We start from the raw sequence: 15375 nt of genomic DNA, 5'->3' as shown, positions 1-15375 counted from the left end.
TTTAATTCAATAGAATAGAAAATTGCACTTATTGCCGGAGCAAGATCAAAATAAGTTACACTCAACTTTGATGTATTTCATATTCATCGTATTACTATTAAAAGTTTTGAACTGGTGTTATCTAAAAAATAATATCACAGGCGGAGTCATTTATTAGTAAAACAATTATAGGTGGCTTTTCATTACCTGTAAATTGAAAGATTGCTGAAAGTGCCTCAAAATGTAATAGTTGTTTGTCCAAAAATAATGTGGTTTCAACTGATTATAATCAAAATTAAAACTGCCTCCGAAATTAGGAAGGCAGTTGTGTTTTATACTGTTTTTTAAATTTTAAAGGAATTGGCTTTTTAATTACGTTTCGTATGAACTCATTAATTCATCAAGGTATTCCAGGCTTTGTAAAGAATCCATCTTAATTTCTATTCCCACTTTTAGCCTGTCTGGCAGCTTCATTGTCTTTCAGGTTAAGTCGATAAACGAGTGTCAGTCGATATCGGGCAGCATTAGGAATATTGGTCTGGCTGATTATATAATCCGATCCTGTGGTGATGCTTTTTGACTTTCGAAGATCAAATAGATTACTTACATCAAACATAACGGTAGCTTTGTCTTTGAGGAAAGTTTTGCTACATCCAAAGTCAATACTATGAAGAGCTTCTGCACGAGTTTGTGCCGTAGCATTGGCGCCTCTGAAATTATACAATGTCTGAAATGCCAGTTTATCCTTTAGTTTTAACTGTGCGCTTACACGGGCGGTGAAGGTATTGCCCGAATAATCGAAATTCTGATTTTGATACACTCCCTGTTCAGAATAATGAAATACATTAAGTTCTGTGTTTACTTGCAGCCATTTAATGGGATTATAAAGCAATGAGAGTTCAAAGCCACTGCGTATTTCTTTATTAATATTGATAGGCATGGTAATGAATAGGCCATCTGCATTTTTATAGGTATAATCTTCTATCACACCGCTGGTGCTTTGATAATAAAATGATGGATTAAATGTAAGCGTCTTCCAGTTCTTGAGGAAAGCGAGTTCAAATACATTGGCGTAAGATGGGTTAAGGTCCGGGTTACCAATATATCGGGTGCTGAGGTCGGTTAGTTCATTAAAAGGATAGATCATTCTAAGACTTGGCCTATTGATTCTTTTACTGTAACTCCCTTGTAAGGTTGCGCCTTCTTTAAAAAGATAACTGATGTTGAGCGTTGGGAATAAACGGTTATACTTCTTTTTATTGGTATAGCTGCCAATTCGGTCTTCAATACCAATTCGGGCGAGCTCTCCACGCAGGCCGCTCTGATAGCTAAAAGCACCTGCCTTACCGGAAAATTGCACATAGCCACTCCCAATTAATTCTTTATACAACAAATGGTTATCTATCTGGTCTACAGTTTCCCAGCCTGTTGAGTTTTGCTGTTCAGCGATAAAGTCACTGTTTACTCTTCGGTCTTCTGCTTTCACACCGAACTCTAAGGTAGCATTACTGCCCATCGGCTGTATCATGTCTGCCTTAATCATTAAATCTTTACTACTCCCATCCGATATTGTTCTAATCATTGGTAAATCAATTGAAATCGGTGAAACTTTACTGGTGGTAAGATTCCATTCTTTTTCGCTGTTCCAAAAATCATATTGCATATCTACGGTCAGTTTTTTGCCTGCTTTGCCAAACGTTTTGGTATAATTAAATTCAAGCTGATTATAACTTCGTTTTTCCCATGATTCGCCACTACGGCTCAGACTACTGTCCAGAATACTATTCTTATCTGAATATAGATAGTTGAGTCTGGTTTTGTCGTGGTCGCGGGTGGAGTTTCGAAGGAAAGCTGCCGTAATACTGTTGTGGTCATTAAACTTAAAGTCGGCACCAAAATAGAGTAGCTTCGCGTTATCATGTCGGTTCTCATCCTGTCGTTGATTCATGTAAACTGGCGTACTTGAAAGTCCGGTAGATTGTTCCACCGTATAAAGGCCTACATAATCTGATAACCTTAAACCATAGGTGGCAAATAGATTCAACTTATTAGATTTATAGTTTATACTAGGAGTCACTCGGGTTTCATTAGGACTACCGCCCACTAAGCGTATCTGCCCGCTGAATCCTGCTTTCTTATTTTTTTTCAGGATGATATTGATAATCCCGGCAGAGCCCGCAGCATCGAATCTAGAGGAAGGATTGGTGATTACTTCCACACGCTCAACCTGATCTGCAGGCAATTGATCTAGTGCATTGCCTTGGGTTAATCCGGTGCGTCGCCCGTCTATTAAAACCAGTACATTGCTGTTACCTCTTAGGCTGATGGAGCCAGTTGGAGTAACACTTACTGAAGGCACAATGTTCAGCAAATCAGTTACAGCTCCCGATTGGGAGAGGATATCTTTGCCTACTTCAAATACTTTTTTATCAATTTTTAAACTTACTGAGGGGTGTTGTCCGTTTACTGTTACTTCTTCCAGGAGTTTTCCATCAGGTTGTAAAACTATGGTTCCAACGTTTACTTCCTTATCAGCAATGATTTGTATTGGTTTAGTGATTGTTTTAAAACCGATAAGACTATAAGTGAGGGTGTAATTTCCTTCAGAAAGATTTTCTAATCGAAAGATTCCTTTAGTATCCGAAATACCAACAGCAACGGGTTTATCATCAATTTCCTTGAGTGTTATGGTTGCGTAGGGAATAGCGATGCCCGAGCTTTCATGAATCACACCTGTTATTTTTGCTTTCTGGGCAAAAGAATATTGAGAAGGTATAATGATCAAAAAAAATAATATGAGTTGTTTCATGGTGTAAATTTAAAACGTGGATGTATGCCTGTTTGCTGAAAATTTGTGAACGACTCTACAGGCTTTCAAACGACATCAGGTTTTAGTAATTCCCTTTGTATATTTACATAATGCATAAGTTTATGTTGGTATTGCTTGGCATACTGAATCCGTCCGTTATCCGTAACGAAGAACCAATGCCTGTTTACAAAGTAGGTGATGATTTAGCTTGGGCATCCAAAGACTATAATGATGAAAGTTGGGCACAGAATAGAGGTAATACTTCCGGTAAAATTTTCTGGTCCCGAACACATTTAGATCTTCGCAAGGTAGAAAATGAGATATTACCATTGGGTCTTCAGATTGAATCATTTGGTTCCTTTGAAGTGTATTGGGACGGAATATTGATTGGTAACAACGGACAAATTCCACAAAATGGGAAGCCTGAAATACCAGGCACTGAAAGCAGCTATTATAAGATTCCGGATCATCTTATTTCACCCGGTTTACATACAGTTGCCCTTCGCAGCTCGCAATCACTTCTTCCGAAAGTACAACGCAGCATCGGATTTAAAATAGATCCTTACAATTCACTATTGACCAGACCATTGGTCACGATGTCCTATATGAATCTCATGGCAGGAGCTTTTCTTATTGCAGCGATCTATTACTTTTTTCTCTATCTGAACAGCAAGCGCAAACAACGGGACATTCTTATTTTTGCGACGATATGTTTTTTATTTTTTGCTTTGTTGATTATGGAATACTTAAAATTCCATGTGGTAATTCCATATTCTAAGTTTTTTATTCGCCTGGAGATTATAGGTTGGCTGACTTTTGCCAATGCGCTGTTGGTTCCTTGGTATTTTATTATTCAGTTTAATTTTAAAAAGGGAAAATGGCTGATGGCAGCTCTTTTAGTAACGCTGCTATTGCTTTATTGGTTTAATTATAGGCATTATGATTTGACAGCTCGCCTCTACAGTTTAGCCATGTGGGTAGCTGCTTTCATTGTAGTGCTGAATGGTATTATTCAAAATGAAAAAGGCGGTTTTATTGTGTTGGCAGGTCTTTTACTGAGTGCACTGGTCAATAATTTTTTGGTGTATGATTATGGTCTGTTTATCAGTTTTACCATCATTGTATTGTGTATGCTTTATCTTCATTCCATTCGTACAAGTGTTATGGAAGCAGAACACCAAAATGCTATTTTGCTTTCCTCAAGGCTACAGTTGGAGTTACTTAAGAAGAATATTCAACCTCATTTTTTAAGAAATACGCTCACTTCAATGATGGATTGGGTAGAAGAATCACCAAAGGAAGGAGCGCGTTTCATACAAGCACTGGCTGCAGAATTTGATATCATGAACGAGATTGCTGAACAAACGCTGATACCCATCACCAAAGAATTGGAACTCTGTCGGCAACATCTCTCGGTAATGGGCTTCCGTAAAGAAATTAATTATACTTGGGAACAGCTTGGAATAGATGAAACACAGCGAATACCACCTGCTATTATTCATACGTTATTAGAAAATGGCATTACTCATAGTGAGCCCCTGCCGGGAAATACGGTTAAATTCGCCATTTATTATTCTTTGACCAATAATGCGCATCAATATATTTTTGAAACTACCGCAGAAAACCGAAAGGTAATGCCCAATAGGGCAGGAGGAAATGGGTTTAAATATATCAGGGCACGTCTGACTGAAAGCTATGGTTCAAATTGGACATTCAATTCGGTTTCTACAGAAAACGGTTGGGTATCAACCATTCAAATTTTACGATAATGAATATACTGATCATTGAAGACGAAGCAAGGATTGCTCGCCGTCTGCAGCGTATGACTGCTGAGTTCTTCACCAATAAACCTGCTCATATCATCATTTGTGATTCTCTGCAAAAAGGGCTTGATCAAATTGCAGACCAAGCTCCGGATTTATTGTTGTTAGACCTTAACCTCAATGGGGATAATGGTTTTGAAGTATTAGAACAGATGGTAGCGGCTTCATTTCATACAATTATCGTTTCCGCGAATATTGATAAGGCAATCACTGCTTTTACCTATGGGGTACTTGATTTTGTTCCTAAACCTTTCGATCAGGAGCGGCTTTTTCAGGCGCTGAATCGGTTTGTTAATCCTGTTTTGAAATCAGATAATAGTATTAAATATGTAGCGGTGAAAAGGGCAGGGCAAATTCGCTTGATTAATATTGCCGAGATCATCTACATCAAAGGAGCGGGAATTTATACAGAGTTGCATCTTAAAAATGGGCAGCAGGAACTCCACGATAAATCACTTGAGCTTTTACAGCAGCTTCTTCCGGACGGATTTGAAAGGGTTCATAAATCTTACTTGGTTAATTTCAAACAGGTCGAAAAGATTCTGATTAACCCAGGTACCCGATACGGAATCCTACTTAAAACAGGGGAGGTACTGCCTGTAGGACGTTCAAAATATAAAGAACTCAAAGATAAAATGATCTGATATTTAGAGTTTTCCATTTGATTAAAAAACGATTTTATCTTAACTTTTTTACTTTTGATTTAATCTTATGGAGCAATAGCTTTTTATAATACTCTATAAATGAAACTATTTTGGGAAGTTAAGTTGCTTCCCTTAATTGATAAGATAATTAACACAATTTTAACTTCTATTATTAAATATTCAAGTGCCTATTTCCGCACAGAAAGCCGTACTTTGCAAGTCTAATAAAACAACGAAAAGATGGGGTTATTTGATATGTTTACGCAGGAGATCGCAATGGATCTTGGAACCGCTAATACGCTGATCATACATAATAACAAGATCGTCATTGATCAGCCTTCTATTGTCGCTATAGACCGTACTACAGGAAAACCTATTGCAGTGGGTGAACAAGCCAAACTGATGCAGGGGAAAACCCATGAAAATATTAAAACAATACGCCCGTTGAAAGATGGGGTAATTGCAGATTTTCATGCTTCTGAACATATGATCAAGGAATTTATTAAACAAATTCCGGGAATTAAAGGAAGATTTATTCAGCCCGCGCTGAGAATTGTTATATGTATTCCTTCGGGAATCACTGAGGTGGAAAAAAGAGCAGTAAAGGATTCTGCATTAAAAGTGAACGCTAAAGAAGTGAAATTAATTTATGAACCAATGGCAGCAGCTATTGGAGCAGGAATAGACGTTCAAAGTCCTGAAGGAAATATGATTATCGATATCGGTGGTGGAACAACTGAAATTGCGGTTGTTGCCCTTGGAGGAATTGTTTGCGACAAATCTTTAAAGATTGCAGGAGATGTATTTACCAATGATATTTCTTATTTTTTAAGATCATACTACAACTTATATATCGGCGAAAGAACGGCCGAAAGAATAAAAATTGAGATAGGTTCTGCATTAGAAGAACTAGATTATCCTTTAGAAGATATTGCCGTACAGGGAAGAGATATGATCACAGGGAAACCAAAAGAGATCATGGTGAATTATAAAGAGATTTTCAAAGCATTAGATAAATCTATTATGAGAATTGAAGATGCTGTAATGGAAACACTTTCTTTAACACCACCCGAATTGGCAGCAGATATCTACAAAACAGGAATTTATCTTGCAGGAGGAGGAGCCTTATTGAATGGGTTGGCAGATAGAATACACAGAAAAACAGGATTGCCTGTTTGTGTTGCAGAAGATCCTTTAAGAGCTGTTGTTCGTGGAACCGGTATTGCGCTTAAAAATATAAACAAGTTTAGATTTTTGATGAGTAGTTAATTCAAATCAATCTGATATACTAAAAATAAAAAGGCTTTAAATTATATTATTTAAGGCCTTTCAATGCTGTGAATTTCTGAGATTGTAAAGAATAGGCTTTATCATTTTTAAATGAAGCTTGTCAGGCAGCTACTCCCAATTGTATTGATAGCTTCTATTTTAGTCTCACCACTATTTTTCCTTTTGCACGACCACTTTCTACGTATTTTAAAGCATCATTAGATTGGTCAAAACTAAAGACCTTGTCCACAACAGGCTTTATAATACCACTTTCTATAAGTTTGGTAATTTCTTGTAGCTGAGAACCGTTTGCTCTCATAAAGAGAAAAGAATAATCCACATTTAAGTTTTTTGATTTTCTGCGGATACCTCGGCTGAGAAATGAAAGAATCAGTTTTATAAACCATGGTAACTTCTTTTCTGTTGCAAACTCTGGAGTGGGAGGGCCGGAAATAGAAATTGCCTTGCCTCCTTGTCTCAATATATTTAAGGATTTTTCAAGCGTTCTTGTATCCTGGCTGTTCAGAACTAGGTCATAATCTTTGAGTACAGTTTCGAAATCCTGAGTTTTGTAATCAATAATGAGATCTGCTCCCAATTCTTTTAACATCTGAAAACTTTGCGTACTTGCAGTTGTTGCAATTGTTGCCCCCAGATGTTTCGCCAACTGAATGGCAATAGTACCGACACCACCCGAACCGGCTTGAATAAAAACTTTTTGCTCTTTTTGAAGATCTGCCTTTTCAACAAAAACCTGCCAGGCAGTTAAAGCAACCAAAGGAATAGAAGCTGCTGCTTCCATAGATATATTTTTAGGTTTGAAAGCTACATCCTTTTCGTTAACGGAAATAAACTCTGCAAGCGTACCAATTCTGCCATCTGATGGACGGGAATAAACTTCATCTCCTGTCTGGAATATTTTCACATTTTTCCCAACTTGGGTTACTACGCCAGCTACATCATGTCCCAATATCAATGGAAACTGATAAGGCAGAATTGTCTTAAATTCTCCTGACTTGATTTTGGAGTCCAAAAGATTCAGTCCTGCAGCATAAACTTCGATAAGAACATCATTATCATTCACGGTTGGGACTGGAACGTCAGCTAATTGTAAAGCTTCTTTATTACTGTATTTATTAATTATAAATGCTTTCATAATGTTAGGTTATTATTTTGTTTATGGTTTGAAATGCTTATATATCTTTTTTGGATTAACCAGATTAAAAGCTAATTTCGGAAAAAATCTGTTTACCAGATACAATAGCTTGGCATCTCCTACACGGATTGTACTTTTGTTTGCTTTGATCCCTGATAATAGTGCTTTTACCAACTCTTCCGTACTTATTTTTTTATCATTTCTGTTAGCTGTCATTTCAGTTGCTACAACAGGAGGCAGTAGTTCAAAAACCTTTACATTGGTTCCTATGATTTCCAGATTTTTTCTAAGAAGCTTTGTATAGAAACTCAGCGCAGACTTACTGGCTGAATAAGTAGGTTCCTCAAGTGCAGGTACAAGACTTAGAATAGATGTTGTATTAATAATAGCTGCTTCTTTTCTTGATTTTAGCATTTCAATAAAAGTATTTGTGAGGCTGATAACTCCAAAATAATTAACATTCATTTCATATACTGCATTCTCTAGAACTTTTTCATTAGCAATGGCAATATTCAATGCTGGACTTCCTACTCCGGCGTTATTGTAAAGAATATCAATTCCGCCTAATTTTTCTATCTGTTTAAAAAGGACTTCCGCATCATCCGTATTTTCAACATCACTTCTCATTGTTGTTAATGCAGGAAACATTTTTTTTGCGGCATCTAGTTTATCCTGATTTCTACCAGTAATAATTACCTTTGCACCTTCTAATAGAAACTGTCTGGCAGATTCTAATCCTATACCAGACGCTCCACCTGTAATCAATATGGTTTTTCCTTTTATTTCCATAATATCCTTATTTTAATTTGATAATCAAGGTTTGAACTTTACTCGTTAAATTTCAAACCTTGGTTAGGAAAGCTATCCGTTTATTTTCTCTACAATTGGCTCTATAAGCGCATGGATCTTTTTTGTATCTCCAACAGGAACTTCAAATTGGTTTTTTTCTAATGCAAGAAGTAGCTCTTCTGCAACTTCTTCCGGAGGAATACCATTAGCCCCACCAATTTCTGCAGAAAATTCGGTATTTACCAAAGGAGGATAAACTTCATATACGTTAAGTTTTTCATTTTCGATGAAAGTATCTCTTAATCCTTGAGTATAGCTGTGCAATGCAGCTTTACTAGCCGAATAAGTTGGCAGATATTTATTCCCTCTGTAAACCGCTATCGATGAAATATTAACAATCGCAGCATTCTCTTTTTCTAATAACTGAGGAAGTACTAAAGACGTAAAGTGGATAACGCTTAAATAGTTGGTATTGATCTCATCATAAGCTTTCTGTGCTGCGTTATTGTTTTGATCACCCAGATCGTTCATAAAAGCAGCACCGGCATTATTGATCAGTATGTTTGTATCCGGATACAGATCTGCTAATTCTTTTGCAATTCGTTCACGATCAACTTGGATAGAAAGATCGCCTTTAATAGCAACAGCGTTATTAATTTCCAACAATGCTTTTTGAAGACGTTCTTCGTTTCTCCCGTTGATAATAACCTTGTTACCGGCTTTGCTTAATTTTTTTGCAATAGCAAGTCCTATTCCGGCACTTCCGCCGCTTATAAATACAGTATTTCCTGTTGTTTTCATTTTTATAATATTTAGATTGTTTTTAGTTTAAAGTTGGATAATCTGTGTATCCTTTCTCTCCCGGTGTGTAAAATGTAGTCTGATCAGGAGTGTTTAGCGGTATATCTTTACGGAAGTGTTCTACAAGATCAGGATTGGCAATAAAAGGAACTCCAAACGAAACAAGATCTGCATCACCATCATTGATGATTTTTGTCGCGGTTTCTTTATTAAACGCTCTGTTGATAATGATGGTACCATTATATATTTTTCGGAAATGTTTGGCAACTTCCTGAACCGCTTGCAGATTCTGAGAAACATCGGTAAACGGTTCTATTAAATGAATATAAGCGAGGTCATAATCATTTAGTCTGGTGACGATATGATTATATAATTTAATAGTTTCATCATCCACCACAATTCCCATAATCCCATGCAATGAAGGGTTTAAGCGAATTCCCACCTTGGTAAGATTTACCACTTTTTTAAGTTCATCAAGGATTTCAAATAATATTCGGGAACGGTTCTCAACAGATCCGCCATACTCATCTTCACGTTTATTGGTGTTTTTACTGAAAAATTGCTGTAAGAGATAACCATTGGCCCCATGTAATTCTATCCCGTCAAAATCTGCTTCAAAAGCATTAATAGCGGCTTGTTTGAAATCATTAACAGTTCTTCTGATATCATCAATGGTCATAGGCTGTGGTTCTTCTGAAGGTTTGAAACCTTCGGCAGTAAAGACTTGTTGATTCGGATTGATAGAGGAGGGAGCAAGTGGCTTTTTACCATTATGAAGGTCTGGATGAGAATAAGCTCCGGTATGCCACAACTGTGCAAAAACGAGTCCTCCTTTTTGATGTACTGCTTCTGTTGTTATTTTCCAGCCTTCAATTTGTGCAGAAGTATAAATTCCTGGAACATTCACGACGCCTATTGCTTCTTCACTTACAAAAGTACCTTCTGTAATGATTAATCCTGCAGTAGCACGTTGCTCATAATATTTTGCATGTAATGCCGTTGCAGTATGGGCAGAATTATCAGAACGGCTTCTGGTCATTGGTGCCATTATGATGCGGTTTTTTAATTCTAATCCTTTTAAATTGTAAGGTTCGAATAAGGTTGTATTAGTCATATTTGTTATGTAAAATGTTTTTTATTTTTGTTTTAAAATATACTAAAAAGTATATTTTGTTTGAAAAAAAATCAGAGAGCATATTGCATTAACTCTGATTTTAAACTCTTTATTAAACCAATCATAGGTTTGGATGTGCCCATTGTTCTGCACATTACAATTCCGCCTTCGACTGCTGCTACGATTTTGAATGCATAAACAACAGAATCCAGTTGATCTGAAAATTCACCACTTTTAATACCTTCATTCAGAATCTGAATAATACTTTCCTGACCACTTCTAAATATAAATGCGATCTTTTGTTTTAATTTCGGGTGATTATCATCTGCATCCACAGCAACATTAAAAATAGGGCATCCTCCAGAAATTGGAGTTTCTATGGGATTTTTATAAAAATCTATAAAGGCAAATATTTTGTCCTTAGCTGTTTTTCCTTTGGAAACTGTTGCATGCATTCTATCAGAAACCTTCTTTAACATGAGATCAATCACCTGCTCAGAGAGATCATCTTTATTTTCAAAATGACTATAAAGGCATCCTTTTGTTAATTTGGTAGCCAGAAGTACATCATCAACATTCACCCCCGAAATTCCCTTTTCATTATAAAGAGGAACAGCGGTATCCAGTATAAATTGTTTGGTCTTTTCTGCTTTGGTTAACATTTGATTCTAAATTATGCTACAAATATACTAAAAAGTATATTTTAAAAAACAAAAGAATGATTTTATTTTTTTGTTAATATCAAGTTGATGCTTTGAAGAACTTTGAAAAAGCTTTTATAATCAGTCTTTCATTTTAATATGGTCATTTTAAGAACCTGTTTAAATGTCTAAATTTGATTTTTTGTATACCATTCAAATCTTTATCTAAATAAGGATTTTTGATTAAAAACGTAATGTACTGATGACGTATTTTTCTAACGCAAAGCTTTAGCTTTATTATGCATATTTTAAGGGAGCAAAGGATAGAATCAACGAAGTTGATTCGTCGAAGCGTTTGGGATAAGCATACAGCTTCATCAGCGACGAAGTCGCATCACTTTGCCCACTTAAAATAAAGCAAAATTATTCATCAACTTTGCGTTAATCTTTTTAATCAAAAAATAATTTCAAACATGATCTATTGAGTCTTGTTGATGAAAATATTTTATAAATAGATGTATAGGAATTCCTTAGTAAAATTTAAACAGGCTCTAAAATAAAAGAAAAAAAGATTTGAGATCCTTTACATTATATTTTTTCACTAGAGATGTACAGCCTTATAGCTTTAAAAGCTGTCTTAGGAACTCAGTTAACAAAGATTAAAAATCCCTTTTATAATTAGCCATTGGCAGATATTGGTTATCTTTGCCTACTTTTTGAACCCATTATGAACTCTCCAGATTATATTGCACCTGAGCAGTTATTGAGCATACTTTTCAAGTCACCCAATGCGACAGCTGTATATACTGGCGAGGATATTACCATTGTTAGCGCCAATGAGGCCATGCTAGCATTCTGGGGAAAAGACAAAAGTGTCATCGGCAAAAATTTCTTTGATGCCCTTCCTGAGCTTTCGGGGCAACCGTTTTTAGATATTTTGAAACAGGTGTGGAATTCGGGGAAGACCTATATCGCAAAAGATTATCCTGCCATTCTTAAAGTGGATGGTATTCTTCAAAACTTTTATTTTGATTTCGAGTATAAAGCCATCCTTAATGAGCATGGCAAAACGTCTTACATTCTTCATACGGCATCTGAAGTATCAGAAAAGATGGAGGCTAGAAAAATGGTCAAAGAAAAATCGAAGGCGGAAAAGCAGTTGACCAAAGATTTAGTAGATCTGAATGAAGAATATTTAGTCGCAAATGAAGAGCTTTTATTGATTAATAATAAGCTTGAAACGGTTAATAAAGAATTGGTTTATTTTAAAAACCAATTACAAGAGGTTAATAATACTTTACTTGAAAGCGAAAAACGTTTCCGATCTCTGGTAGAATATTCACCCGTTGCTATGGCATCGCTAAAAGGAGAGAATTTCACTGTAGATGTTGTGAATGAGTCTATCCTTCAAATTTGGGGAAAAGACCGCTCAGTGATTGGTCTGCCTTTACGTCTGGCTCTTCCTGAGATAGAAACCCAACCATTTTTGGGCATCCTTAGAGAAGTATACGAATCTGGTAAAAATTTCTATGGACAGGAACTGAAAGTAAGATTGTCGGTGGATGGAAAACTGACTGACCGTTATCTTAATTTTGTTTACAAACCAATATCCGGAACAGATGGTAAAACTACCGCAATTTTGGTGGTGGCTAGCGATGTGACCGATCAGGTAAATGCAAGAGAAACCGTTCTTGAGATGAATACCCGTTTGCAGATTGCATTGGATGCAAGCAGCTTGGGATCTACAGAGGTAAATCTTGCTACTGGTATTATGCAGAGTAATGATCAGTTTAAGCGTAATTTCGGATTCTCAGATGATGAAGAGTTTGCATATTCTGATTTGTTTGAAGCCATGCTCCCTGAACATCGTGAAAGGGTGAGAGGTTTGGTACAAGAAGCTATCAGGACGAATGGAATTTATAAAACCGAATATCCTATCAAATGGAGAGACGGTTCTTTACATTGGATTCAGGCACACGGCCGCCCGAGATATGATAAAAACGGAAAGGGTGACCGAATGGTAGGAATGACTGCCGATATTACAGATAAAAAACTTTTCGAACAACGCAAAGATGATTTTTTAAGTATTGCAAGCCATGAATTAAAGACGCCTATCACATCCCTAAAAGCTTCACTTCAATTATTGGATCGAATGAAGAATAAACCTTTTTCAGAAACGCATATCAGGCTTATTGAACAATCCGGAAAAAGTGTAGAAAAGGTTGTCGTACTTATTGACGATTTGCTGAATATGAGCAGAATGAGTGAAGACCAGTTGAGACTTGAAAAAACAAAATTCAATCTCCATGATATGCTTTCTATGAGCTGCAACCATGTAAGAATGGAAGGTAAATATGACCTGATTATTGAGGGGGATAAAAACCTGGAATTGTATGCAGACGAGCATAGAATTGATCAGGTGGTCATTAATTTTGTGAATAATGCGGTAAAATACGCACCTGACTCTAAGCAGATTCACATAATAATCGAATCACAGGAAGGTCATGTAAAAGTTTCGGTAAAGGATTCTGGAAACGGAATTGATGCAAAGATTCTTCCTCATCTTTTTGATCGTTATTTCCGTGTAGATCATTCGGGGAAATCGTATTCAGGGCTAGGGTTGGGGCTGTATATCTGTTCAGAAATTATCCGAAAACATGAAGGACAAATTGGTGCTGAAAGTACCATTGGGGAAGGAAGTACGTTCTGGTTTACCCTTCCTGTTTAATATTCAGAACTAATTTCTATTAGTTAATCATCCTATTAGTTTGATAGTTGTTCTTCGAAGTCTTCTGATTTCGAAGCTTACTTTTTGTTGTTTCCATTGAGTTCCATAATAAAACTCAACTGTTTGTCAATTATAATGTAGTGTTTAAAGATATTTCTTTTGGATAAAGAATATATTTACGTTGATTTGTAATAAAGCAATAATATTACAATTGAAAAAGTTAATTTAACGGAAAAATTTCAAAAAAAATAAAATCAAGAGAAATCAATTATTACCAACTGTTATAGTATCATGGAAGGTGTTTTTTGATTTTTGATTTCCTGTCATTTAACAAAGACAAAAATTTAAGATGAAATAATTGTTTTTGGATGTAACTAAATCAATACTCCGGTTGTCATACAGGTAACCAAAGTTATGTTTTAAAAGTACTTACCATAATAGAAAATAAATGAAAAAGTATAAAGTCTGCATTGTAATGATCATTGCTTTTGTATCTCAAAGTTTGAGTGCACAAATCAAAACGGTTAAAGGAAAAGATATATCTGCCCAAGAAATTGATACATTCATTAAAAACCAGATGGATTCGCTTCAAATTCCGGCATTGTCTATTGCGATCATAAAAGATAATAAGATTGTCTATTCTAAAGCGGCAGGAACTAAAAATGCCCAACAGGAACCTGTTGAAAAAAATACGATTTTCGAGGCTGCATCCATGACAAAACCGATGTTTGCATATACGGTTCTAAAGCTTGTCAAAAATAATATTATTGATTTAGATAGACCATTGTATACCTATTATCCTTATGCAGATATTGCTTACGATGATCGGTACAAGCTAATAACAGCAAGAATGGTGCTAGACCATACCACTGGATTTCCCAACTGGCGAGAAAACAATAAACTGGCGATTCATTTTACGCCAGGTACTAAATTCGATTATTCAGGCGAAGGCTATGAATATCTTGCCCTTGTCATAGAACACCTAACGGGCAAGAAAATTGATGTTATTATGCAGGAATATACATTTAAGCCTATGTCTATTAAGAACGCTTACCTTACGTATAATGAATATGTGGGACAACATTTAGCAGACGGAATAAAAGGCGAGCACGATAGAGGTAAAAATGATCCGTATTTGCAACCTCATACTCCTTACAGTTTGTACATAGAGCCTACGGAATATGCTAAGTTTGTGATGGAATTGATCAAAGAAAGCCATAAACCCAACAGTATATTTCAATCTATGGCCACTTCACAAATAGAAATTCATGAAGAAGATATGGATCCGAAAGTAAAAATGAATATGGGGCTAGGTATTTTTATCGAAAAGACTCCGTACGGTTTAAAATATTTTCATGGGGGAAGCAATGGAAACTGTTACAACTCCCTTTTTCAGTTTTATAAAGATTCAAAAGTAGGATTTGTTTATTTTATGGCCGGTTGCAGACAGGGTGATTTTGCTAAAAAAATAGATCAATTCATGCTCAATGGTAAATAATTAATTAAACTAATAAAAAGATTAAACCGCAAAAGGTACTGTGCTAATTTCCAAATATTTTTAGATATTTGTATAAACTATTTAAGGAGAATATTTATTCATCCTGTGTAGGCAGGTGCAATCC

Annotated in this window: 11 protein-coding genes; 5 read left to right on the top strand and 6 right to left on the bottom strand. The window is 35.9% G+C overall.

Going from position 1 to position 15375, the window contains the following annotated elements; all coding sequences use genetic code 11:
* Window positions 1–412: 412 nt before the first annotated feature.
* The gene (locus tag BUB80_RS08720) at window positions 413–2788 is read right to left on the bottom strand and encodes a TonB-dependent receptor (protein ID WP_073292550.1); all 2376 of its coding nucleotides are present in this window, start codon (window positions 2786–2788) and stop codon (window positions 413–415) included.
* Between the two features lie 110 nt (window positions 2789–2898).
* On the opposite strand from BUB80_RS08720, the gene BUB80_RS08715 reads away from it, so the two are divergent.
* From BUB80_RS08715 to BUB80_RS08705, 3 genes are all read left to right on the top strand, one after another.
* Complete coding sequence (locus tag BUB80_RS08715; RefSeq protein WP_073292549.1) at window positions 2899–4557, top strand: histidine kinase; 1659 nt, start codon at window positions 2899–2901, stop codon at window positions 4555–4557.
* A complete protein-coding gene (locus BUB80_RS08710; protein WP_073292548.1) occupies window positions 4557–5255 on the top strand; it encodes a LytR/AlgR family response regulator transcription factor in 699 nt (232 codons plus the stop codon). The genes BUB80_RS08715 and BUB80_RS08710 overlap by 1 nt, the downstream gene beginning before the upstream one ends.
* A gap of 240 nt (window positions 5256–5495) precedes the next feature.
* The gene (locus BUB80_RS08705; RefSeq protein WP_054510940.1) at window positions 5496–6524 is read left to right on the top strand and encodes a rod shape-determining protein; all 1029 of its coding nucleotides are present in this window, start codon (window positions 5496–5498) and stop codon (window positions 6522–6524) included.
* Window positions 6525–6678: 154 nt separating this feature from the next.
* Here BUB80_RS08705 and BUB80_RS08700 read toward each other — a convergent pair whose 3' ends face one another.
* From BUB80_RS08700 to BUB80_RS08680, 5 genes are all read right to left on the bottom strand, one after another.
* A complete protein-coding gene (locus BUB80_RS08700; RefSeq protein WP_073292547.1) occupies window positions 6679–7680 on the bottom strand; it encodes an NADP-dependent oxidoreductase in 1002 nt (333 codons plus the stop codon).
* A 21-nt stretch (window positions 7681–7701) separates the two neighbouring features.
* Window positions 7702–8469 carry an SDR family oxidoreductase gene (locus BUB80_RS08695; protein ID WP_073292546.1) on the bottom strand — a complete coding sequence of 256 codons (768 nt, stop codon included), beginning with the start codon at window positions 8467–8469 and terminating at the stop codon, window positions 7702–7704.
* Between the two features lie 72 nt (window positions 8470–8541).
* A complete protein-coding gene (locus BUB80_RS08690; RefSeq protein ID WP_073292545.1) occupies window positions 8542–9270 on the bottom strand; it encodes an SDR family oxidoreductase in 729 nt (242 codons plus the stop codon).
* Between the two features lie 22 nt (window positions 9271–9292).
* Window positions 9293–10384, bottom strand: a complete 1092-nt coding sequence (locus BUB80_RS08685) for an alkene reductase (protein WP_073292544.1) — start codon at window positions 10382–10384, stop codon at window positions 9293–9295.
* 71 nt (window positions 10385–10455) lie between these two features.
* Window positions 10456–11046: a TetR/AcrR family transcriptional regulator gene (locus BUB80_RS08680; protein WP_073292543.1), complete on the bottom strand. Its 591-nt coding sequence runs from the start codon at window positions 11044–11046 to the stop codon at window positions 10456–10458.
* 664 nt (window positions 11047–11710) lie between these two features.
* On the opposite strand from BUB80_RS08680, the gene BUB80_RS08675 reads away from it, so the two are divergent.
* Both BUB80_RS08675 and BUB80_RS08670 read left to right on the top strand, forming a co-directional pair.
* Window positions 11711–13753: a PAS domain-containing sensor histidine kinase gene (locus tag BUB80_RS08675; RefSeq protein WP_139262621.1), complete on the top strand. Its 2043-nt coding sequence runs from the start codon at window positions 11711–11713 to the stop codon at window positions 13751–13753.
* A gap of 448 nt (window positions 13754–14201) precedes the next feature.
* The gene (locus tag BUB80_RS08670; RefSeq protein ID WP_073292541.1) at window positions 14202–15251 is read left to right on the top strand and encodes a serine hydrolase domain-containing protein; all 1050 of its coding nucleotides are present in this window, start codon (window positions 14202–14204) and stop codon (window positions 15249–15251) included.
* Window positions 15252–15375: the final 124 nt, after the last annotated feature.

The organism is Chryseobacterium polytrichastri, assembly GCF_900142445.1.
GTDB lineage: Bacteria > Bacteroidota > Bacteroidia > Flavobacteriales > Weeksellaceae > Chryseobacterium > Chryseobacterium polytrichastri.
This window is presented reverse-complemented; position numbering and strand designations above follow the sequence as displayed.